Origin of the sequence: Pseudomonas plecoglossicida NBRC 103162 = DSM 15088 (genome assembly GCF_000730665.1) — a bacterium.
GTDB lineage: Bacteria > Pseudomonadota > Gammaproteobacteria > Pseudomonadales > Pseudomonadaceae > Aquipseudomonas > Aquipseudomonas plecoglossicida.
The window spans coordinates 116,554-138,933 of the sequence record NZ_BBIV01000005.1 but is presented as its reverse complement, the minus strand read 5'-3'; the positions used below and the strand labels follow the sequence as shown (position 1 = coordinate 138,933).

The 22,380-nt window shown below is 64.0% G+C and carries 18 protein-coding genes, 1 pseudogene and 1 riboswitch; of the genes and pseudogenes, 14 read left to right on the top strand and 5 right to left on the bottom strand.

Annotation, left to right across the window (positions count from 1 at the left end):
* Positions 1-38 precede the first annotated feature (38 nt).
* Positions 39-159, bottom strand: a riboswitch (yybP-ykoY riboswitch).
* A gap of 39 nt (positions 160-198) precedes the next feature.
* Positions 199-1,197, bottom strand: a complete 999-nt coding sequence (locus PPL01S_RS03550; protein ID WP_028625305.1) for a methyltransferase — start codon at positions 1,195-1,197, stop codon at positions 199-201.
* A 54-nt stretch (positions 1,198-1,251) separates the two neighbouring features.
* A complete protein-coding gene (locus PPL01S_RS03545) occupies positions 1,252-2,217 on the bottom strand; it encodes a 2-hydroxyacid dehydrogenase (protein ID WP_016393901.1) in 966 nt (321 codons plus the stop codon).
* Positions 2,218-2,378: 161 nt separating this feature from the next.
* On the opposite strand from PPL01S_RS03545, the gene PPL01S_RS03540 reads away from it, so the two are divergent.
* From PPL01S_RS03540 to PPL01S_RS03495, 10 genes are all read left to right on the top strand, one after another.
* The gene (locus PPL01S_RS03540) at positions 2,379-4,061 is read left to right on the top strand and encodes a fatty acid--CoA ligase (RefSeq protein WP_028625306.1); all 1,683 of its coding nucleotides are present in this window, start codon (positions 2,379-2,381) and stop codon (positions 4,059-4,061) included.
* A gap of 331 nt (positions 4,062-4,392) precedes the next feature.
* Positions 4,393-6,279 (top strand): DUF1302 domain-containing protein, encoded by a 1,887-nt coding sequence (locus PPL01S_RS03535; RefSeq protein ID WP_016393903.1) that lies wholly within the window; start codon positions 4,393-4,395, stop codon positions 6,277-6,279.
* A 25-nt stretch (positions 6,280-6,304) separates the two neighbouring features.
* Positions 6,305-7,669, top strand: coding sequence for a DUF1329 domain-containing protein (locus PPL01S_RS03530; protein ID WP_028625307.1), 1,365 nt, complete (start codon positions 6,305-6,307; stop codon positions 7,667-7,669).
* Between the two features lie 250 nt (positions 7,670-7,919).
* Positions 7,920-10,637, top strand: coding sequence for a winged helix-turn-helix domain-containing protein (locus PPL01S_RS03525; protein ID WP_016393905.1), 2,718 nt, complete (start codon positions 7,920-7,922; stop codon positions 10,635-10,637).
* A 125-nt stretch (positions 10,638-10,762) separates the two neighbouring features.
* The gene (locus PPL01S_RS03520; protein WP_016393906.1) at positions 10,763-12,370 is read left to right on the top strand and encodes a tetratricopeptide repeat-containing response regulator; all 1,608 of its coding nucleotides are present in this window, start codon (positions 10,763-10,765) and stop codon (positions 12,368-12,370) included.
* The gene (locus tag PPL01S_RS03515) at positions 12,367-13,059 is read left to right on the top strand and encodes a sensor histidine kinase (RefSeq protein WP_016393907.1); all 693 of its coding nucleotides are present in this window, start codon (positions 12,367-12,369) and stop codon (positions 13,057-13,059) included. The genes PPL01S_RS03520 and PPL01S_RS03515 overlap by 4 nt, the downstream gene beginning before the upstream one ends.
* A 140-nt stretch (positions 13,060-13,199) precedes the next feature.
* On the top strand, positions 13,200-13,478 hold the full coding sequence (locus PPL01S_RS03510) for an AbrB/MazE/SpoVT family DNA-binding domain-containing protein (protein WP_081663563.1): 279 nt from the start codon (positions 13,200-13,202) through the stop codon (positions 13,476-13,478).
* A complete protein-coding gene (locus PPL01S_RS03505; RefSeq protein ID WP_016393909.1) occupies positions 13,475-13,822 on the top strand; it encodes a type II toxin-antitoxin system ChpB family toxin in 348 nt (115 codons plus the stop codon). The genes PPL01S_RS03510 and PPL01S_RS03505 overlap by 4 nt, the downstream gene beginning before the upstream one ends.
* Before the next feature lie 9 nt (positions 13,823-13,831).
* Positions 13,832-14,476 (top strand): MBL fold metallo-hydrolase, encoded by a 645-nt coding sequence (locus PPL01S_RS03500; protein ID WP_016393910.1) that lies wholly within the window; start codon positions 13,832-13,834, stop codon positions 14,474-14,476.
* Between the two features lie 109 nt (positions 14,477-14,585).
* Positions 14,586-15,299, top strand: a complete 714-nt coding sequence (locus PPL01S_RS03495; RefSeq protein WP_016393911.1) for a YiaD family glycine zipper/OmpA-like lipoprotein — start codon at positions 14,586-14,588, stop codon at positions 15,297-15,299.
* Positions 15,300-15,345: 46 nt separating this feature from the next.
* On the opposite strand, the gene pta is transcribed toward PPL01S_RS03495, so the two are convergent.
* Together pta and PPL01S_RS03485 are read right to left on the bottom strand one after the other, a co-directional pair.
* Entirely contained in the window at positions 15,346-17,433 is a 2,088-nt protein-coding gene (pta, locus tag PPL01S_RS03490; RefSeq protein ID WP_016393912.1) for a phosphate acetyltransferase, read from the bottom strand.
* 29 nt (positions 17,434-17,462) lie between these two features.
* Positions 17,463-17,765: a DUF3565 domain-containing protein gene (locus PPL01S_RS03485; protein ID WP_016393913.1), complete on the bottom strand. Its 303-nt coding sequence runs from the start codon at positions 17,763-17,765 to the stop codon at positions 17,463-17,465.
* On the opposite strand from PPL01S_RS03485, the gene PPL01S_RS03480 reads away from it, so the two are divergent.
* From PPL01S_RS03480 to PPL01S_RS03470, 3 genes are all read left to right on the top strand, one after another.
* Positions 17,764-18,249, top strand: a complete 486-nt coding sequence (locus PPL01S_RS03480) for an FKBP-type peptidyl-prolyl cis-trans isomerase (RefSeq protein WP_016393914.1) — start codon at positions 17,764-17,766, stop codon at positions 18,247-18,249. The genes PPL01S_RS03485 and PPL01S_RS03480 overlap by 2 nt on opposite strands.
* Positions 18,250-18,392: 143 nt before the next feature.
* Complete coding sequence (locus tag PPL01S_RS03475) at positions 18,393-18,875, top strand: glutathione peroxidase (RefSeq protein WP_016393915.1); 483 nt, start codon at positions 18,393-18,395, stop codon at positions 18,873-18,875.
* 191 nt (positions 18,876-19,066) lie between these two features.
* Positions 19,067-20,170, top strand: coding sequence for an NADH:flavin oxidoreductase (locus PPL01S_RS03470; RefSeq protein WP_016393916.1), 1,104 nt, complete (start codon positions 19,067-19,069; stop codon positions 20,168-20,170).
* Here the strand turns inward: PPL01S_RS03470 and PPL01S_RS03465 are convergent.
* The gene (locus PPL01S_RS03465) at positions 20,139-21,353 is read right to left on the bottom strand and encodes a glycosyltransferase family 4 protein (protein WP_016393917.1); all 1,215 of its coding nucleotides are present in this window, start codon (positions 21,351-21,353) and stop codon (positions 20,139-20,141) included. The two genes, PPL01S_RS03470 and PPL01S_RS03465, sit on opposite strands and share 32 nt — an antisense overlap.
* 177 nt (positions 21,354-21,530) lie before the next feature.
* On the opposite strand from PPL01S_RS03465, the pseudogene PPL01S_RS25955 reads away from it, so the two are divergent.
* Positions 21,531-22,259 (top strand): annotated as a pseudogene (locus PPL01S_RS25955) (PAS domain-containing protein); the annotation flags it as partial.
* Between the last annotated feature and the right edge of the window lie 121 nt (positions 22,260-22,380).

Below are 22,380 nucleotides of genomic sequence, written 5' to 3'. Positions count from 1 at the left end.
CCCGCCCCGGGTAAGGTGTGCGTGTCATAGGTCTTGTCAAACCCTGGATCTGTCTGTGCAGATCGTGGGTCGCACGCGCCATGGCCTGTGGGCCAAGTGTGTTGACGGGTGCCGGGCGAGCAGGGCGCTCGCGGGAGACTACTCCCCTAGGACGGTGCGGATTCTGCCTAGCCGAAACGGTTTCGGCAAGCCCTGATTTTATCCACGGGTTGCCCGGTAGATACGGAAGCCATCGGCTTCAGCGCACGTCTGGCAGTTGCCCAAGGCGCCTTCGATCAGCGGCTGGTAGCGCAGGAAACTGTTGGCGACCAGGCGCATTTCTCCACCTTTTCGCAGATGATCGCCTGATTTTTTCAGCAGGTTCTCGGAAGCCTGGTAGTTGGTGTGGACACCGGTATGGAACGGCGGGTTGCTCAGGATCAGGCTCAGCTCGCGGGGCGCCGCGTCGATGCCGTCACCGCTGACCACCTGGCCTTCCAGCTGGTTGGCAGCCAAGGTCAGGCGGCTGGCGGCCACGGCGAATGCATCCACATCCAGCAAGGTGACCTGGCTCTGTGGATAACGCCGCTTGACGGTCGCCCCGAGCACGCCGGCGCCGCAGCCGAAGTCCAGCACATGGCCGACCGGCAGATTGTCCAGGTGCTTGAGCAGCAGCGCCGTGCCGCGGTCCAGGCGGCCATGGCTGAACACCCCGGGCAGGCTGACGACTTGCAGCGGGCCATCTTCCAGATCGAGTTGGAAACGCTCGGCCAGGCTTTCCAGGGGCTTGGCTTCTGGCGCGTGCTCCACGGTCACCTGCCACAGCTGACAGTGGCGTGCGCTGTCAAGCTTGCGTGGCTTGCCGAACGCCTGCAACTGCTTGGCCGCGCCTTCGATGCCACCCCGTTTTTCCCCCACCAGGTACAGCTCACGCCCCCCCAGGCGCGAGGCCAGGGCATTGAGCAGGTAGGCTGCCAGCTCGCGGGATTTGGGCAGGAACAACACGGCTGCGTCGAAGGCGACCGTTGGCGCCTCGACGCCGTAATGGCTACGGCCGGCGAAGCGGCTGTCGAGCATGGCCTGATCGCCCGCATGCCAGGTCCAGCCGTGCGCCTTGGGCAACTGGCCGAGCAGGCCGTCGGCGGGGGCGCCGGCGAGCAGCAGCGGGCCCTGGAACAGGTCCGCCTGGCGGAGCAACACTTCACTGCGCGGGTCCATGGACGACGCCTCCTGGAAAAAAGTGGCGCAGTGTAGCAGAGCCGGTCGCTACGCTCAGCAGACCACGCGGCGCGGCTGACCGGCGAAGAAGGCCTGGGCGTTCTCGCTGAGCTGGCCGACGATGCGCTGGCGCGACTCCACCGCGCCCCAGGCGCTGTGCGGGGTAATGATCAGGCGCGGGATGTCCTGGGCCAGCAGCGGGTTGCCATTGACCGGCGGCTCCACGCTCAGCACGTCGGTGGCGGCGCCGCCCAGGTGGCCATTGCGCAGGGCATCGGCCAGCGCCTGCTCGTCGATCAAACCACCACGGGCGGTGTTGACCACCAGCGCACCGGGCTTGAGCGAGGCCAGTTCGCGGGCACCGATCATGTGCCGGGTGTGTTCGTTCAGCGGGCAGTGCAGGGTCAGGGCATCCACCTGAGGCAGCAGCTCATCCAGTGGCAGTCGATCGTCGCGCGCCGGGCGCCCGGGGATCTGGCCACTCAACACGCGCATGCCGAAGGCCTCTGCCAGTCGCGCGACAGCGCCACCCAGCTCGCCATGGCCGAGCAGGCCGAGGGTCTTGCCTTCGAGCTCGACGATCGGGTAGTCCAGCAGGCAGAACTGGCTGGCCTTCGCCCATTGCCCGTCCGCCACGGCCCGGTTGTAGTCGCACAGGCGCGTGGCCAGGGCCAGCAGCAGGGCGAGGGTGTGCTGGGCCACCGAGGGCGTGCCGTAGCCTTGGCAGTTGCACACGGTGATGCCTTGGGCGCGCGCCGCCGCCAGGTCGACATTGTTGGTGCCGGTGGCGGCTACCAGGATCAGCTTGAGCTGGGGGTTGGCTGCCAGGGCATCGGCGTCGAGCATGACCTTGTTGCTCACCACCGCGATGGCGCCCTGCAGGCGTTCGGCCACCTGCTCGGGGCTGGTCGAGGCGAACAGCTGCAGTTCGTCGAACTGATCGTGCAGCGGGGACAGGTCAAGGTCACCGAGGTCCAGGGACTGGTGATCGAGAAACACGGCGCGACGCGGGCTGGGCATCGGTAAGGCTCCAGGGGCAATGACGGGGTGATCGGTCAGTCCGCACAATGCCACTCATACCTTCGGCAGCCAAATCATTCCTTCGGCTGATTTGGTCGTCACATTGGCGAACTACAGTAGATACCAGACTTGTCCGGTTCGCTTTTCAAGAAGGGATATCCATGCTGCAGACCCGCATTATCAAGCCCGCCGAGGGCGCCTATTCGTTCCCCCTGTTGATCAAACGCCTGCTGATGTCCGGCAGCCGTTATGAAAAAACCCGCGAAATCGTCTATCGCGACCAGTTGCGGCTGACTTATCCACAGCTCACCGAGCGCATCGCGCGCCTGGCCAACGTGCTGACCGAGGCCGGGGTCAAGGCCGGCGACACGGTGGCCGTGATGGATTGGGACAGCCACCGCTACCTGGAGTGCATGTTCGCCATCCCGATGATCGGCGCGGTGGTGCACACCATCAACGTGCGCCTGTCGCCCGAGCAGATCCTCTACACCATGAACCACGCCGAAGACCGTCTGGTGCTGGTCAACAGTGACTTCGTCGGGCTCTACCAGGGCATTGCCGGGCAGCTGACCACGGTCGAGAAGACCCTTCTGCTGACCGACGGCGAGACCAAGACGGCCGAGTTGCCCGAGCTGGTGGGCGAGTACGAGCAGTTGCTCGCCGCGGCCAGCCCGCGGTACGACTTCCCGGACTTCGACGAGAACTCGGTGGCCACCACCTTCTACACCACCGGCACCACCGGCAACCCGAAAGGCGTGTACTTCACCCATCGCCAGCTGGTGCTGCACACCCTGGCCGAGGCGTCGGTGACCGGCAGCATCGACAGCGTGCGCCTGCTCGGCAGCAACGACGTCTACATGCCGATCACGCCGATGTTCCATGTACATGCCTGGGGCATTCCCTATGCGGCGACCATGCTGGGCATGAAGCAGGTCTACCCCGGGCGTTACGAGCCGGACATGCTGGTCAGGCTGTGGCGCGAGGAGAAGGTCACGTTCTCCCACTGCGTACCGACCATCCTGCAGATGCTGCTCAACTGCCCGAGTTCGCAGGGCCAGGATTTCGGTGGCTGGAAGATCATCATCGGTGGCAGCGCGCTGAACCGCTCGCTCTACCAGGCCGCGCTGGCCCGTGGCATCCAGTTGACGGCGGCCTATGGCATGTCCGAAACCTGCCCGTTGATCTCCGCCGCGCACCTCAACGATGAGCTGCAGGCGGGTACCGAGGACGAGCGCGTCACCTACCGGATCAAGGCCGGTGTGCCGGTGCCGTTGGTGGAGGCGGCGATCGTCGACGGCGATGGCAACTTCCTGCCGGCCGATGGCGAGACCCAGGGCGAGCTGGTGCTGCGCGCCCCCTGGCTGACCATGGGCTACTTCAAGGAGCCCGAGAAGAGCGAAGAGCTGTGGCAGGGCGGCTGGCTGCACACCGGCGACGTCGCCACGCTCGATGGCATGGGCTACATCGATATTCGCGATCGCATCAAGGATGTGATCAAGACCGGTGGCGAGTGGATCTCGTCACTCGACCTCGAGGACCTGATCAGCCGCCACCCTGCCGTGCGCGAAGTGGCGGTGGTGGGGGTGGCCGATCCGCAATGGGGCGAGCGCCCATTCGCGCTGTTGGTGGCGCGCGACGGCCAGGCCATCGATGCCAAGGCGCTCAAGGAACACCTCAAGCCATTCGTCGAGGAAGGGCATATCAACAAGTGGGCGATTCCCAGCCAGATCGCCGTTGTTACTGAAATTCCCAAGACCAGTGTCGGCAAGCTCGACAAGAAGCGCATCCGCCAGGACATCGTCCAGTGGCAGGCCAGCAACAGCGCCTTCCTGTCCACCGTCTAGGCAGACCGCGGGTCGCGTGCGACAGAACGCGACCCGCGAGCTAGAGCGGTTTGTTTGTTGCAAAATGGAAAAATTACGCCATCCTTCAACCCTGCCAGCGTGCAAACTGGAAATAAACGACTGAATTGGCGCGACGTCGCGCAAATCACACTTTAGAGGGATCAAGCACCTGTGCCTGCTGGCTATAGTCGGGGCCAGGGGATTTTCAGGAATGGGGGAGGGCGACAGGTGCAATACCTGTCGCCGCGGGTGCAAGCCCGCACACCGGTCTCACGGACCGTTCTTGAAAGGACTCACTGCCATAACAAAAAAAGTACATGGAGTAGCGTCGATGACATCTGCAACCACGATCTGGCGCCGGGCCAAGCTGCCCTTGGCGGTCAGCCTTGCTTCCACGCTCGCAAGTCCGGTTTTTGCGGTCAGCTTCAACATCGGTGAAATCGAAGGCCAATTCGACTCGTCGCTCTCCGTCGGGGCCAGCTGGTCGACCGCCAACCCGAACAAGAACCTCATCGGGGTCAACAATGGCGGCAAGGGCCTGTCACAAACCTCCGACGATGGCCACCTCAACTTCAAGAAGGGCGAAACCTTCTCGAAGATCTTCAAGGGCATCCATGACCTCGAACTGAAGTACGGCGATACCGGTGTGTTCGTGCGGGGCAAGTACTGGTACGACTTCGAGTTGAAGGACGAGAGCCGCCCGTTCAAGGACATCAGCGATTCCGGCCGCAAGGAAGGCGCCAAGTCGTCCGGCGCCCAGTTGCTCGACGCCTTCGTCTACCACAACTACTCGATCGGCGATCAGCCTGGGTCGGTGCGCCTGGGCAAGCAAGTGGTGAGCTGGGGTGAAAGCACCTTCATCGGCGGCGGCATCAACTCGATCAACCCGATCGATGTGGCGGCGTTCCGCCGCCCGGGCGCCGAGATCAAGGAAGGCCTGATTCCGGTCAACATGTTCTACATCTCGCAGAGCCTCACCGACAACCTGTCGGCCGAAGCCTTCTACCAGATCGAGTGGGACCAGACCGTCGTCGACAACTGCGGTACCTTCTTCTCCCAGCCCGACATCATTGCCGATGGTTGCACCGACAACCTGCGCGTGCTCAACAGCAGCCGTACCGTGCCGGTGCCGGCCCAGCAGTTCCTCGCCACCCAGGGCGTGGACATCAACGAAGAAGGTGTGATGGTGGCGCGTGGCGCCGACCGCGATGCTCGCGACAGCGGCCAGTTCGGCGTGGCCATGCGCTACATGTTCGAGCCGCTGGACACCGAGTTCGGTGCCTACTTCATGAACTACCACAGCCGCGCGCCGATCTTCAGCGCCACTGGCGCCCCTGCGTCGGTGTTTGGCGGCCTGAGCGCACTGCCGCCGCAGCTGCGTGCGCTGGCGCCGCTGATCGTGGCGGGCAACTCGGAGTACTTCGTCGAGTACCCCGAGGATATCCGCCTGTATGGCCTGAGTTTCTCCACCACGCTGCCTACCGGTACCGCGTGGAGCGGCGAGCTCAGCTACCGGCCGAATGCGCCGGTGCAGCTCAATACCACCGATATCCTGTTCGCCGGCGTACGTCCGATTGGTGGCGCGCTGGGCAACGCATCGCTGCTCACCGGTACCCCGGGCGAGGACCTGCACGGCTATCGCCGCAAGGAGATCACCCAGTTCCAGACCACCCTGACGCACTTCTTCGACCAGGTGATGGGCGCCAGCCGCATGACCGTGGTCGGCGAGTTGGGCGTCACCCATGTCGGTGGCCTCGAGAGCGCGCACGATACCCGTTACGGCCGCGACCCGGTGTTCGGCCCGGGCCCGCTGCCACCCACGGCCGGCAACGATACCTGCCAGGCGCTCAACGCAGGCACCATCGCCGGCGCAGGCCCGGGCGCCTCGACCGCCAACCTGAGCCGCAACTGCGAGAATGACGGTTTCACCACCAGCACCTCCTGGGGCTACCGCGCCCGGGTCATCTGGGACTACAACGACGTGTTCGCCGGGGTCAACCTCAAGCCCAACGTGGCCTGGTCGCATGACGTGTCCGGCTACTCGCCGGGCCCGGGCGCCAACTTCGAGGAAGGTCGCAAGGCAATCAGCCTGGGCCTGGACGCCGAGTACCAGAACACCTACACCGCGAGCCTGTCGTACACCAATTTCTTCGACGGCGAGTACAGCACCGTGGATGATCGCGACTTCGTCGCCCTCAGCTTCGGCGTGAACTTCTAAGCACTCAGATCCAGGACGACACCACATGAACAAGACCAGAAGTCTGCTGCAAGCCGGTGTGCTGGGCCTGTCCCTGCTGGCCAGCAGCGTCATGGCGGCAGTTTCCGCCGACGAAGCGGCCCAGCTGGGCGGCATCCTGACGCCAATGGGCGCGGAAAAGGCCGGAAACGCCGATGGCTCCATCAGCGCCTGGCAACCCCTGTCGAAGACCGCGGGCAGCGTCGATGCAAGGGGCTTCCTCGCCGACCCCTATGGCAGTGACAAGCCGCTGTTCACCATCACCGCGCAGAATGCCGAGCAGTACAAGGACAAGCTGTCGCCGGGCCAGATGGCGATGCTCAAGCGCTACCCCGACACCTTCAAAATCCCGGTGTACAAGACCCACCGTGGCGCCAGCGTGCCTGATGAGGTGTTCGCCGCCATCAAGAAGAACGCCACCGCCACCACGCTGGTCGAAGGTGGCAACGGGCTGAACAACTTCCAGGTCGCCGTGCCGTTCCCGATCCCCAAGAGCGGGCTGGAGGTGATCTGGAACCACATCACCCGCTACCGGGGCGGCAGCGTCAGCCGCCTGGTCACCCAGGCCACGCCGCAGCAGAATGGCTCCTACAGCCTGGTGTATTTCTCCGACCAGTTCGTGTTCCGCGACCGCATGAAGGACTACGACCCGAACAACCCGGGCAATATCCTCTTCTACTTCAAGCAGGAAGTGACCGCGCCAGCGCGCCTGGCCGGGACCGTGCTGCTGGTGCACGAGACCCTCGACCAGGTCAAGGAACCGCGCAAGGCATGGATCTACAACGCCGGTCAGCGACGGGTACGCCAGGCGCCGCAGGTCTCCTACGACGGCCCAGGTACGGCTGCCGATGGCCTGCGTACCTCGGACAACCTCGACATGTACAACGGTGCACCCGACCGCTACGACTGGAAGCTCGAAGGCAAGAAGGAGATGTACATCGCCTCGAACGCCTACAAGCTCGACGATCCGAAGCTCAAGTACGCCGACATCCTCAAGGCAGGCCATATCAACCAGGACCTGGCCCGTTACGAGCTGCGTCGGGTATGGCACGTGGTCGCGACGCTCAAGCCTGGCCAGCGGCACATCTACGCCAAGCGTGACTTCTACATCGACGAAGACACCTGGCAGGCCGCGGTGATCGACCAGTACGACGGCCGTGGGCAGCTGTGGCGGATATCCGAGGCGCACGCCCAGGACTACTACAACGTCCAGGTGCCGTGGTACACCCTGGAAGCCATCTACGACCTGCAGTCGGGCCGCTACCTGGCCCTGGGCATGAAGAACGAGGAGAAGCGCGCCTACGACTTCGGCTTCACTGCCAGCAAGGCCGACTTCCAGCCTGCCGCCCTGCGTCAGTCCGGTATTCGCTGAGCCGTACATGCCACTCCGTGTGATCCCCCAGAACGCCCCGGCTTGCCGGGGTGTTTCTGTTCTGTTGCCCCAATCATTCTGCTGAATACCTCGCCAAACCCCCGCACCAGCCGCTGTCTGTCAGCCATGTTGCTTTTTGTCGCAGTCTTTTCCTGGGAAGCGGAGCCCATCATCTTCAAATGCGCTGCGTTACCCGCTAGTCTCGCAACAATCCGTACCGCCGTAGTCTTCCAATCAGAACGAGCCGGCCATGACAGATCTGTCCCGTACGCATGGATTCGCCAGCCAGGCCATGGACTTGCTGGACGGGCGTTTCTTCCGGCCGCCCTTGCCGGACGGCCACGTGACGCGTGCGCGCCTGTGCCAGCGGCTGCACGCCGGCCTGAACGGGCGCTTGCTGCTGGTCAATGCCCCGGCAGGTTTCGGCAAAAGCTCCCTGGCCATCGAATTCTGTGAAGCGCTGCCCGAGCACTGGCGCAGCCTGTGGCTGGGCCTGAGCCAGCGTGATGCCGACCCCGGTCGCTTCCTCGAACGTCTGCTCGAAGGCCTGCAGCAGTATTGCCCGGCACTGGGCGGCCAGGCCATGGGGCTGCTGAAGATGCGCCAGCGCCACCAGCCATTCGCTTTCGAGGAATGGATCGATGGCCTGCTGGACGAACTGGCGCTTTACCTGCAGGCCGATACGCCGCTGCTGCTGGTGCTGGATGACTATCACCTGGCCCAGGGGGCGGTGCTCGACCGCTGCCTGCAATTCTTCCTCAATCACCTGCCAGCCGGCATGGTCCTGCTCATCACCAGCCGGCAGCGCCCGGACTGGCACCTGGCGCGGCTGCGCCTGTCGCGGCAGCTGGTCGAACTCAACGAGCAAGACCTGCGCCTGACGGCCGATGAAGCCCTGGCCGTCATCGGTCGCCAGCCGACCGGGTTGCGCGGCCAGGCCCTGGACAACCTGATCCAGCGCAGCGATGGCTGGGTCGCCGGGCTGCGCTTCTGGCAACTGGCAGCCAGCGAGTGTGGCGACGAGCACGCCTTGCCGCAGGCGCTGCACGGTGGCGAAGGGCTGATCCGAGATTACCTGTTGGAGGAGGTCATCGACATCCTGCCGCTGGACGTTCAGGCCTTCCTGTTCGACACCGCCTGCCAGGAGCGCTTCTGCGCAGCGTTGTGCGACGCCGTGCGCGAACGCCACGACAGCGCTGCGATCCTTGCCTTCCTGCAGGCCCATCAAGTGTTCCTGGTACCGCTGGACGAACATGGCCACTGGTATCGCTACCATCACCTGTTCTCCGACCTGTTGCGCAGCCGGCAGGCCAGCGAACCGCCTGCCCGCCTGCACTTGCGCGCCTGTCGCTGGTTCCAGGCGCAGGGCCTGCTCGACGAGGCCGTGGAGCAGGCCTTGCGTGCCGGCCATCTGGACGTCGCCGCCAACCTGGTGCAAAGCCTTTCGGAGGAGCAGCTGCTTGCCGAGCAGAACGTCGGCATGCTGTTGCGCTGGAAGATGGACCTACCCGACAGCCTGCTGATCAGCACCCCGCGGCTGATCGTGCTGTACAGCTGGGCGCTGGGGTTGGCCTGCCAGTTGGATGCGGCAGAAGAGCTGGCCAGTCACCTCAGCCGTTTTCTGCCAGCGCCTTCGGCCACTGCGCAGAGGTCGATGCTGGCGCAATGGCTGGCATTGAGCGGGGTGATCGCCCGCGGCCGTGGCGATCGCCAGCGCACCCTGGCCTATTGCGGCGAAGCGCTGCAAAGCTTGCCATGCAAGCGCTATGGGCAACGGCTGGTGTGCTTGTCGACGCTGTCGAACCTGGCCGTCGCCGACGCCGACTACTGGCGTGCACGTGGCTGGAACCGTGAAGCGCTGGAATTGGCCCAGCGTGTGGGCAACCCCTTGTTCGAAGCCTTGGCGCACTATGATCGAGCGCGGGTGCTGCATGCCCGTGGCGAGGTGCTGCGCGCGCTGGAAGAGGTGCGGCAGGGGCTGCAGCGCCTGCAAGGGCTGCCGGCGCAGCGTCTGTATGCCGTGCGTGCACGACTGACCTTGTACGAAGGCTATCTGCTGGTGTGGCGCCTGCAGCCTGCCCAGGGACGCGCGCGCTTGCGTGCAGGGCTGGGCGAGGCCCGAGCCTGTCGCGACATCAGCGTACTGATCGGCCATTGTGTGATCGCCGCGCTCGACGGTCGCGAGGGCCACTATGCAGAGGCGTTCGCCGAGCTGGCCGAAGCGGAGCGGCTGATGCACATCTGGGATGTGCCGCCCATCTTCTACCTGGCCATGATCACCTTGGTGAAGTGCGAACTGTGGCTGGCCCAGGGGCGCACGGACCTGGCCGAGTCCTGGCTGCTGCGCCTGGGGCAGACCTACGGCGGCGAGCTGCGTGCAGCGGCGCCCGAATTCCACCCGTTGCTGCCCTTGCATATCGAGTTGCAGCAGGCCCTGCTCGAGCGCGTCCAGGGTTGCATCGACGCGGCGGTGGCGCGCTTGCGTGGCCTGGTCGAGCGTGGCAATGCCAGTGGCGGCATGTTGCTGGCGCTGAGTGCATCATGCCAATGGATCGACCTGTCGTTGGCGCAAGGGCGCGACGCCGAGGCCGCCGAACTGCTGCCGATGGCCCTGGCGGCGGCCCAGGGTGGCGTGATGTTGCCATTCCAGCGGCTGGTCGAGTTGCATCCGTCGTGGCTGCGCGAACAACTGCTCGCACATCCCGGCTGCCAGCTGCAAGCAGAGCTGCTGGCGCTTCTGCCAGAGGTTGCGGTGCCATCGGGCGGCACCGGTGAAGCGCTGAGCGGCCGTGAGCTGGCAGTTCTGGAGTTGATCGCGCAGGGTTGTTCCAACCAGCAGATCAGCGAACGCCTGTTCATCTCCCTGCATACCGTGAAGACCCACGCCAGCCATATCAACAGCAAGCTGGGTGTGGAGCGGCGTACCCAGGCGGTTGCGCGGGCCAAGTCGATGGGCCTGCTGGCCTGATGCCGGCCTTGGTTTTTTCCAGATAGCCGTTTTCCCCTCATCTTTCCCGACCAACGGCCGATAAAGGATTCGGCGGTAAGCATCGCCTCACGCCATCTTCCTTCATCCCAATACAGGTCGTGTTGATGCTGCAGTACGGGCAAAAAAGTTTTCTGATCGTCGACGACTTCACCGACTTCCGCACCTCGACCCGTTCGATGCTGCGGGAGCTGGGCGTGCGTGACGTGGATACTGCCGACAGCGGTGAGCAGGCCCTGCGCCTGTGCGGGCAGAAGCGCTATGACTACATCCTCCAGGACTTCCATCTTGGCGACGGCAAGAAGAACGGCCAGCAAGTGCTCGAGGACCTGATCCTCGACAAGCTGATCAGCCATGAATGCGTGTTCATCATGGTCACTGCCGAAAGCAGCCAGGCCATCGTGCTCAGTGCCCTGGAGCACGAGCCCGATGCCTACCTGACCAAACCGTTCAACCGCGTAGGCCTGGCCCAGCGCCTGGACAAGCTCACCCAACGCAAGACCTTGCTCAAGCCGATCCTCCAGGCCCTGGACCGCAGCCGCCCGGCCGAGGTGCTGGCGGCCTGTGCCGAACTGTGCAAGAAAGACCCGCGCTTCGCCCCCTTGTGCCTGCGCTACCGCGCCGATGCCTTGCGTGACCTCAACCGCTTCGAAGAGCTGGAGAAGTTCCTCAAGGCCATCCTCGCCAGCCGCCCGCAGCCTTGGGTGTACGCCGCGCTGGGCAGCCTGATGCACAAGCGTGGCCAGCATGCCCAGGCCCAGGGTGTCTACGAACAGGCGCTCAAGGCCTTCCCGATCATGCCCGGTCTGTACGATGGCATGGCCGAGGTACTGGTGGCCCAAGGCGACAGCAAGCGTGCACAGAACATGCTTGAAGAGGCGGTGCGCCTGTCGCCGCTGGCGGTGCGACGGCAAGCGACGCTGGGCAAGCTGGCGCTGGACAACGAAGACTTCGAGGGCGCCTCGAAGGCATTTCGTCATGCAGTCAATCAGGGCCAGAGTTCCCGCTACAAGGACCCTGAAAGCAACCTTGGCCTGGTCCAGGCCTTGATGAGCAAGAATGCCGGTTTTGGCCTGGATGCCCGTGCCCGTGTCGAGATCAATACCGTGCTCAGCGAGGTGGCCAAGGACAATGCCGAAGACCAGGGGCTGCAAGTGCGTGCTCGCCTGATGAAGGCCGCCAGCCTGCAGCAGGCAGGCGATGCCGAAACGGCCGCCAAGCTTACCGAGCAGGCCATTGCGCGGCTGGACAAGATGGAGCAGTTCTTCTCGGTCGAAGCCGCCTTGACCGTGGCCAGGCAGCTGCAGGCGCTTGGTCAGGAAGCCGCCAGCGGCAGCATTCTCAAAGGTTGCGTGGAAACCTACGGTGACGACCCCAAGGTCATGCAGAGCGTGGCAAAGCTCACCGATGATCCAAGTGTGCTTGGCGCTGTCACCGAGGCGGTTGACCTCAACCGACAAGGCGTACGCAGCTATCAGGCCGGGCAGCTCAACGAAGCGTTGCAGATGTTCCGCAAAGCCTTGTCGTTGCAGCCGAAGAACATCAGCATCGCACTCAATACTGCCCAGGCGTTGCTGCGCATCGGTGGCGAGAACACACCGCCGGCCATCCTGCAGGAATGCCGCAGCTGCCTGACTTGTGTGTCGGGGATCCCCGCCAGCGACAGCCGCTACGATCGCTACCGCAAATTGCACACCAAGGTTTTCGGCGCATGAGCCAGGACAACCAGGGGCTGGATTTTTCCACGGTGATTGCCTCCACCGTGCACGACCTCAAGAACTCGCTGTCAGCGCTGATCCAGTCCCACGACCAGTGGCTTGCACGCCTGCCCGAGGACTTGCGCGGCGGCACCGAGCAAGGTGTGATCGAACACGAGTTCCGTCATCTCAACGGCATGCTGGTGCAGATGCTCGGCTTGTACAAACTGGGCGTCAATCAGTTGCCGATCTGCCCGGACTACCACGAGCTGGACGATTTCATCGAAGCCCAGCTGGCGGCCCACCAGCAAGTGCTGGAACACAAGGACATCCTTACCACCTGGCGCATCGACAGCGACGACCCGCTGGGCTTCTTCGACCGTGAGCTGGTCGCCTCGGTGATCGCCAATGTGCTCACCAATGCCACCCGCTATGCCGGGCACGCACTGTTGATCACTATCGGGGAAGAGCACCAGCAACTGGTCATCAGCGTCAACGATGACGGACCGGGCTACCCGGCACGGATGCTCGAGCGCCAGCAGGATTACGTTCAGGGTATTGATGCACAGAGCGGCAGCACTGGCCTTGGCCTGTACTTTGCCGCGCGGATCGCGGCGTTGCATGAGCGCGACGGCGTGCGCGGGCGGATCGAGATTGCCAATGGCGGGGCGCTTGGGGGAGGGTTGTTCAAGCTCTACCTGCCATAGACGGGTTTGTAAGCCTTTTCCCAAGGCTTTGTGAGGAAGCGCTTACTCGTGACATCCAGGCTTTTTTTACGGCCCGGTGAGTGACACTGTAGATACGACGTTTCTACATTTCACTTGCAATCACTTGGAGGGTTTCTACCATGTATCTACCTTTGGAGATACTCATGCAGATCAAGATTCAGCAGTGGGGCAATAGTGCCGCCATTCGCCTGCCAGCAGCAGTGCTCAAACAGATGCGCCTCGGTGTCGGCTCGACCCTGAGCCTGGATACGACCGGCGAAACGCTGGTTCTCAAGCCCGTGAGGCCCAAGCCCAAGTACACGCTTGAAGAGCTCATGGCGCAATGTGACCTGAATGCGCCCGAGCCCGAGGACATGGCCGACTGGAACGCAATGCGCCCAGTAGGGCGCGAAGTGTGAAGCGGGCCAGGTTCGCAAGGGGCGACATCGTTCGAATCAACGTCGACCCGACGGTTGGTCGGGAACAACAGGGGAGCGGCCGTCCGGCCTTGGTAATCTCGCCGGCAGCCTTCAACGCCTCGGGGCTCGCCGTGATCGTTCCCATATCCCAGGGTGCGGATTTTGCCAGGCATGCCGGTTTTGCGGTTACCCTGAGCGGGGCGGGTACGCAGACCCAAGGTGTAATGCTTTGCAATCAAATTCGCACGGTCGACCTTGAAGCCCGAGGTGCCAAACGTATCGAGTCGGTTCCGGAGGTGGTAATCCTCGACGCGCTGGCTCGCATTCAAACGCTATTCGATTGATCGGTTCTCATGGAAAACACATCGCTTGCCCTGATCCGCGAAACCTTCCCCGTAGGCCCTCTGCAGTGCAACTGCACGCTGATCGGCGACCCACTGACCAAGAAGGCCATCGTCGTCGATCCGGGCGGCGATCCGGAGAAGATTCTTGCCCGCCTGCAGGCCCACGGCCTGACCCTGGTGAGCATCATCCACACCCACGCGCACTTCGATCATTTCCTCGCCTCGGGCAAGCTCAAGGCGCTCACCGGTGCCACGTTGCACCTGCACAAGGATGACCAGTCCCTGTGGGACAACCTGGAAATGCAGTGCCAGATGTTCGGCGTGCCCTATACCCCGGTGCCTTCGCCTGACCGCTGGCTCGGTGATGACGAAGAGCTGGCCTGTGGCTGCGGCGTGGCCTTGCACACGCCGGGGCATACCCCGGGTTCGATGAGTTTCTGGTTCGCCGACGCGAAACTGCTGATCGCCGGTGATACCCTGTTCCGCCGTGGTATCGGCCGTACCGATCTGTGGGGCGGCGACCAGCGCGCCATCGTTCGCTCGATCAAGGAGCGCCTGTACCGCCTGGATGAAGAGGCCATCGTGGTCACCGGCCACGGGCCCGATACCCGGCTGGGTGACGAGATGCGCGAGAACCCGTTCGTGCGGGCATGAACGTGCATGAACGTCGTTTCATGGAATTATTTTGCCTTCACGCAATCCAAGGCTGGCATCGATCCATCTGCGATCTGCCGCACAACTGAATTTTTGTAGGAGCTTGTCCATGTTCACCATGCGTCGTCTGATTATCGTCGCAACCGCTGCAGCCCTGATGACCGGCTGCGCCGGCCAGAATCCTTATGACAGCCAAGGTCAGGCGCAGGGCGGTTCCACCGGGATGAGCAAGACCGCCAAGTACGGCGGCCTGGGTGCGCTGGCCGGCGCTATCGCCGGTGCCGCCATCGATCACGACAACCGTGGCAAGGGTGCTCTGATCGGCGCCGCTGCTGTCGGTGCCGCCGCTGCCGGCTATGGCTACTACGCCGACAAGCAGGAAGCCGAGCTGCGCGCGAAAATGGCCAACACCGGCGTCGAAGTGCAGCGCCAGGGTGACCAGATCAAGCTGATCATGCCGGGCAACATCACCTTCGCCACCGATTCGGCGAACATTTCCCAGAGCTTCTACGCGCCGTTGAACAACCTGGCGGGTTCGTTCAAGCAGTTCAACCAGAACACCATCGAAGTGGTTGGCTTTACCGACAGCACCGGCAGCCGCCAGCACAACATGGACCTGTCGCAGCGCCGCGCCCAGGCAGTCAGCAGCTACCTGACCTCGCAGGGCGTCGATGCCTCGCGCGTATCGGTACGCGGCATGGGCCCGGATCAGCCGATCGCCAGCAACGCCGACGCCAATGGCCGGGCGCAGAACCGCCGGGTGGAGGTCAACCTGAAGCCGATTCCAGGCCAGGAGTACCAGCAGGGGCAGGTTCAGCAGTAATCCTGATCTGACCTGACATCGGGGCCGCATTGCGGCCCCGATGCGTTTATGGGTGAGTGCTGGCCTGAATGGCGGTCAGGGCGATGGTATGCACGATATCGTCCACCTGCGCCCCCCGCGGCAGGTCGTTGACCGGCTTGCGCAAGCCTTGCAGCATCGGCCCCAGGCTGACCCCGTCGGCACTGCGTTGCACCGCCTTGTGGGTGGTGTTTCCGGTATTCAGGTCAGGGAACACGAACACCGTCGCGCGCCCGGCCACCGGGCTTTGCGGCGCCAGCTCGCGGGCAATCTGCGGGTTGGCAGCGGCGTCGTACTGCAGCGGCCCGTCGATCAGCAAGCCGTGGTCCGCGGTTTGTGCCAGGCGCGTCGCCTCGCGCACCTTCTGCACTTCCTCGTCGCTCGCCGAATCGCTCGAGTAACTGATCATCGCCACCCTGGGCGCAATGCCGAAGGCGTGCGCCGACTCGGCACTCTGCCGGGCGATTTCCGCGAGCTCCCCGGCACTGGGATGCGGGTTCATCACACAGTCGCCGTACACCAGCACCTGCTCGGGAAACAGCATGAAGTACACAGATGACACCAGGCTGGCACCCGGGGCGGTCTTGATCAGCTGCAGGGCAGGGCGAATGGTGTTGGCGGTGGAGTGGACCAGGCCCGAGACCAGACCATCGACTTCGTCCAGCGCCAGCATCATGGTGCCGATCACCACCGGGTCCTCCAACTGCTGTTCGGCCATGGGCGCGTTGAGGTTCTTGCTCTTGCGCAGGTCGACCATCGGTTCGACATAGCGGCCGCGAATCAGGTCAGGGTCGAGTATTTCCAGGTCGGCTGGCAGGCTGATGCCCTGGGCACGGGCCACGGCCTCCACGGCTTCGGGCTTGGCCAGCAGTACGCAGCGGGCGATGCCGCGCGCCTGGCAGATCGCCGCGGCCTGTACCAGTAGGGGCTCGGCGCCTTCCGGCAGGACGATGCGTTTGTTGGCCTGCTGGGCCCGCTGGATCAGCTGGTAGCGGAATACTGCAGGCGACAGGCGCAGCTCGCGAGGTGTGCCGCAGCGCTGGTGCAGCCAGGCGGCATCCAGGTGGCTGGCGACGAAATCGGTGATGAACTCGGCGCGTTCGCGGTCGTCCACCGGGATTTCGCGATTCAGCGAATTGAGCTGGTTGGCGGTGTCGTAGGAGCCGGTGCTGACCGACAGGATCGGCAACCCGGCCTGCAAGGCACCACGGCACAGGCCGAGAATACGTGCATCGGGCTTGCTGTCGCTGGTCAGCAGCAGGCCGGCCAAGGGCACGCCATTGATCGCCGCCAGGCTCACGGCCAGGATGATGTCGTCGCGATCGCCGGGGGTGACCACCAGGGTGCCCGGGGTCAGCAGCGGCACGGTATTGGCCACGGTACGGGCGCAGATGATGATCTTGTTCATGCGCCGCTGCTCGTAGTCACCGGCATTGAGCACCTGGGCACCGAGCAGTTCGGCCACGTCGCGGGTGCGCGGGGCGTTCAGTTCGGGCTGGAAGGGGATGCAGCCGAGCAGGCGGAAGTCGTTGCCACGCAGCAAGGGCGAATGTTCGCGCAGGCGCGTGGCGAAGTCGGCCATGCTTTCGTCGGTGCGCACCTTGTTGAGGATCACCCCGAGCACTTTCGGGTCGCGCGGGCCGCCGAACAGTTGGGCCTGCAGCTCGACGCGCCCGGACAGTTCGCTGAGCACTTCGTTTTCCGGCGCCGAGACCAGGATCACCTCGGCGTCCAGGCTCTTGGCCAGGTGCAGGTTGACCCGGGCCGCATAGCTGGCATGGCGGGTCGGCACCATGCCTTCGACCACCACCACGTCATTGCCGACGCAGGCTTGCTGGTAGAGGCTGATGATCGCCTCGAGCAATTCGTCGAGCTGGCCATCGCCGAGCATGCGCTCGACCTGGGCCAGGCTCAGGGGCATGGGCGGCTTGATGCCGTGGGTGCGGGCGACCAGCTCGGTGGAGCGTTCCGGGCCAGTGTCGCCAGGGTGCGGCTGGGCGATCGGCTTGAAGAAGCCGACCTTGAGCCCGGCGCGCTCCAGGGTGCGCACCAGGCCCAGGCTGATGGAGGTCAGGCCGACGCCGAAATCGGTCGGCGCGATGAAAAATGTCTGCATGTGCTTCTCGAAATAAGCGTTGCAAGGAGTCAACGGCCAAGGGTAGCGCTATCGGCCTGCCGTGCACACCAGCCACACGCGAAAGCCTGGCCGATGCGCTGCGCCCGTTGCGCAGGGTCAAGCACCCACGGGCGTGCCTGCCACGGCGGCTGGTGGCGCAGGTGCTGGGTATGGCCGCAGGAAAGCGTGACCACCCAGTGGCCTTCATCGTCCTGGTGGAAGCCGATGATCCGACTGATGGGTCGCTCCTCGCCCTTGCTGCGTTCGCAATCGGGCGATGCGTTGGTTACACTTGTGGGCTCTACATACTTTTGCAAAAGGTCTTGCCCCATGCTGATCGCCGCCAACAAGGCTGTCTCCATCGACTATACCCTGACCAACGACGCCGGGGAGACCATCGACAGCTCCGCCGGTGGCGCGCCGCTGGTCTACCTGCACGGTGCCCAGAACATCATCCCGGGCCTGGAAAAAGCCCTGGAAGGCAAGCAAGCTGGCGACGAGCTGAACGTCACCATCGAGCCGGAAGATGCCTACGGCGAGTACCTGGCCGAGCTGGTCAGCACCCTGAACCGCAGCATGTTCGAAGGCGTCGACGAACTGGAAGTGGGCATGCAGTTCCACGCATCGGCGCCGGACGGCCAGATGCAGATCGTCACCATCCGTGACCTCGACGGCGACGACGTGACTGTAGACGGCAACCACCCGCTGGCTGGCCAGCGCCTGACCTTCCAGGTCAAGGTGGTCGATGTGCGTGATGCCAGCGAAGAAGAAATCGCTCACCGCCACATCCATGGCGAAGGTGGCCATCACCACTGATTTTCTGCGCTAAGCTCAGAAGGTCGCCAGGCGCTCGGACAAGCCGACACGCCTCCCCGAGGGAGGTCACGGCTTGGATGAGCGCCTTTTTAGTGGGCGCAATTCGCCCCTGCGGCAACCGGGAACCTGAGAGGGGATACAACATGAGTGCATTTCACGACCTGACATTGAAGGCGCTGGACGGCCAGGATCTGCCCCTGGCACCGTTCAAGGGCCAGGTGGTGCTGGTGGTCAATGTCGCGTCCAAATGCGGTCTGACACCGCAATACGCCTCACTGGAGAAGCTCCAGCAGCAGTTCAAGGGCAAAGGCTTCAATGTGCTGGGCCTGCCTTGCAACCAGTTCGCCGGCCAGGAGCCTGGCAGCGAAAAGGAAATCCAGGATTTCTGCCGCCTCAACTATGGGGTGAGCTTCCCGCTGGGGGCCAAGCTCGAGGTCAACGGGCCGCAGCGCCACTCGCTGTACCGGTTGCTGGCGGGTGAGGGGGCCGAGTTTCCGGGGGACATCACCTGGAATTTCGAGAAATTCCTGGTGGGCAAGGATGGACGCGTGCTGGCGCGATTCGCGCCGCGTACCGCGCCAGATGATCCGGCGGTGGTGCAGGCCATCGAAAAGGCCTTGGTCTAAGCAGGCTTGCTCCCACAGGTCCAGCAGCACTGCAGATCGTGTGGGAGCCGGCTTGCCGTGGCGACGAACCGCGGCAATGGGGCGCGAAGCGGTCCCGGCGATACAGCAGAATCACTCAAATCAATAATGCTGGGCTCAGCTCCCGGCTGCCCCTAACCTCAGGCGCATTTCCCCTCCAGACGGAAGTGCCAATGTCCAGCAATCCACTGTTCCAGCCGTTCACCCTCGGCGCGCTCGAGCTGCCGACCCGTGTGGTCATGGCCCCCATGACCCGTACCTTCTGCCCTGGTGGCGTACCTCACGATGGCGTGGTCGAGTACTACCGTCGCCGTGCTGCCGCAGGCGTGGGGCTGATCATCACCGAAGGCACCACGGTCGGCCACAAGGCCGCCAACGGTTACCCCAATGTCCCGCGCTTCCATGGCGAAGACGCCCTCGCCGGCTGGAAGCAGGTGGTCGATGCGGTGCATGCCGAAGGCGGGCGTATCGTCCCGCAGCTGTGGCACGTCGGCGCAGTGCGCCGCCTGGGCACCGAACCGGATGCCGGCGTGCCGGGCTACGGGCCGAGTGGCAAGATCAAGGATGGCCAGGTGCTGGTGCAGGGCATGAGCCATGACGATATCTTCGATGTGATCGGCGCATTCGCCCAGGCTGCTCGCGATGCCCAGGCCATCGGCATGGACGGCGTGGAGATCCACGGTGCCCATGGTTACCTGATCGACCAGTTCTTCTGGGAAGCCAGCAACCGCCGCGACGATGAGTACGGCGGCGATCTGGCCGGGCGTTCGCGCTTTGCGATCGAGCTGATCCGCGCCGTGCGGGCGGCCGTGGGGCCGGACTTCCCGATCATCTTCCGCTTCTCGCAATGGAAGCAGCAGGATTACAGTGCGCGCCTGGTCGAAACGCCAGAGGCCCTGGCAGCGTTCCTCCAGCCATTGTCCGAGGCCGGCGTGGACATCTTCCACTGCTCCACCCGCCGTTTCTGGGAACCGGAGTTCGAAGGCTCGACATTGAACCTGGCCGGCTGGACGCGCCAATTGACCGGCAAGCCGACCATTACCGTGGGCAGCGTGGGGCTCGACGGCGAGTTTCTGCAGTTCATGGTCGATACCGACAAGGTGGCCAAGCCGGCCAGTCTGGAGGGCCTGTTGCGTCGACTGGGCGACGAGGAGTTCGACCTGGTCGCGGTGGGCCGGGCACTGCTGGTGGATGCCGAATGGGCGCAGAAAATCCGCGAAGGTCGTGAGGCGCAGGTGCTGCCGTTCAGCCGCGAGGCGCTGTCGACCCTCGCTTGATGGCCAAGGCCGCGTCTGCCACTGGGGCTTCGCAAGGCAGCGCGTGGCAGGCATTGCGCAAGTGCATCTCGAATTGCTCGACGATCGCCGGCCAGCCTTGGCGGCTGGCGTGCTGACGAGCGTTGAGGCGAACCCGGCGCAAGGTCTCGCTTTCCTCCAGCAACCAGCAGGCTGCATCGACGAAGGCAGCCTGGTCACCGGGCATGGCCAGTGCGCCACTGTGACCATGGCGGATGTGCTGTGCGGCAGCGGCCTCGTCATAGGCGACCACCGCCAGGCCCGAGGCCATGGCTTCGAGCACCACGTTGCCGAACGTTTCAGTCAGGCTCGGGAACAGGAACAGGTCGCCGCTGGCGTAATGTTCGGCCAGGGTCTCGCCCCGCTGTGCGCCGCAGAAAAGCGCATCTGGAAGCTGTTGTTCCAGGCTTTCCCGCTGGGGGCCGTCACCCACCACGATCAAGCGCAAGCGCCGATGTGGATAAGTTTTCTGCAGCGCTGCCATGCAAGGTCGAAGCAGGGCCAGGTTCTTTTCCGCGGCCAGGCGCCCGACATGCAGCACGGCAAGGTCATCCGCAGCCAACCCCCAGGCATCGCGCAGTGCCTGGTTGCGCCTTGATGGGTTGAACAGGCAGGCATCGACGCCGCGGGCCATCAGCGCCAGGCGTTCGAAGCCGCGGCGCTCCAGTTCCAGGCGTTGGCTGGCACTGGGTACCAGGGTGGCGATGGTGCGCCGGTGGAACCAGCGCAGGTAATGGGTGAGCAAGCGTGCCAGCAGGCCCAGGCCGTACTGGCCGGAATATTGCGGAAAGTTGGTATGAAAGCCGCTGACCACAGGGATGTCCAGGCGCCGGGCTGCGCGCAGCGCGCTGAGCCCCAGAGGGCCCTCGGTGGCGATGTACAGCACGTCCGGTCGCAGCTTGCGCCAACGCCGCAACAAGCTGTGCATCGACACTTCGCCCCACTGCAGACCGGGGTAGCCTGGCAGTGCCCAGCCGCGGCACAGCAGTAGTTGCTGGTCGTTATCCACAGGCGCTTCGCCCGCCTGGCGCGGTCGCACGATCTCGACGTGGTGGCCGCGCTGGCGCAAACCGTCACTCAGGCGGCCAAGGGTATTGGCTACCCCGTTGATTTCGGGTGGAAAGGTCTCGCTGACCAGGGTGATGCATAGGGCAGGTGTATTCATGACAAAAAGTTTCCGCCTGCGGCATTGCGCGCTTGTGACACACATGTGACGTGCACATGACGGTTGATTCCCGGCCATTTCAACGGTGTGAATTTTTCCTTTCGTGCAGCTCAAGAACTCGCGCCAGGCAGCCGATGAAGTTGCATTCGATCAGGTGAAGCGCCCCAGGAGAGCGGAATGTTCAACAGCAAGCTCAAGAAAGAAATCCAGGAACTGCGTGAGGCCCTGTGGTCGGTGGAGCAGGTCAAGAGCAGCCTGGACAGCGAAATGCTGGTGCTGCAACTCGACCCCGACGGGCGCATCGAGGAGGTCAACGGCAATTTCGAGAAAGAGATGCTTTACCGTGCCGAGCAACTGATCGGGCGCAACATCGAAGAAATTGTGCCGGCGCACGTGAAAAAGCTCGACTTCTACCAGCGCATGAAAAGCGCCATCAGCCGTGGTGAGCACCTCAACGGCGCATTCCGCCTGCTGCGTGGCAATGGCGAGGAAGCCTGGCTGCGCTCGATCCTGCAGCCGGTGAAGGCCCGTGACGGACGCATCAAGCACTTTTCCATGCACTCCAGCGACCTGACGCGCACCATCGAGACTTCGCGCGAGCACGAAAGCCTGATCAAGGCGCTGATGCGCTCCACCGCCGTGATCGAGTTCAGCCTCGATGGCCAGGTGCTGACGGCCAACGAGCGCTTCCTGCAATCGGTGGGTTACAGCCTGGAGCAGGTGCGCGGCAAGCATCACCGCATGTTCTGCGAGCCGGAAGAGGCCAGTTCAGCGGCCTACCAGGCGTTCTGGGACCAGCTGCGCCGTGGCGAGTACGTGGCCGATCGGTTCAAGCGTGTCGACGCCCACGGGCGCACGATGTGGCTGGAAGCGTCCTACAACCCGATCTTCGACGCCCACGATGTGCTGTACAAGGTGGTGAAGTTCGCCACTGTCATCACCGACCAGGTCAACCAGGAGCAGGCCGTGGCCCTGGCTGCGGACATTGCCTACAACACTTCGCTGGAGACTGACAACAGCGCCCGCA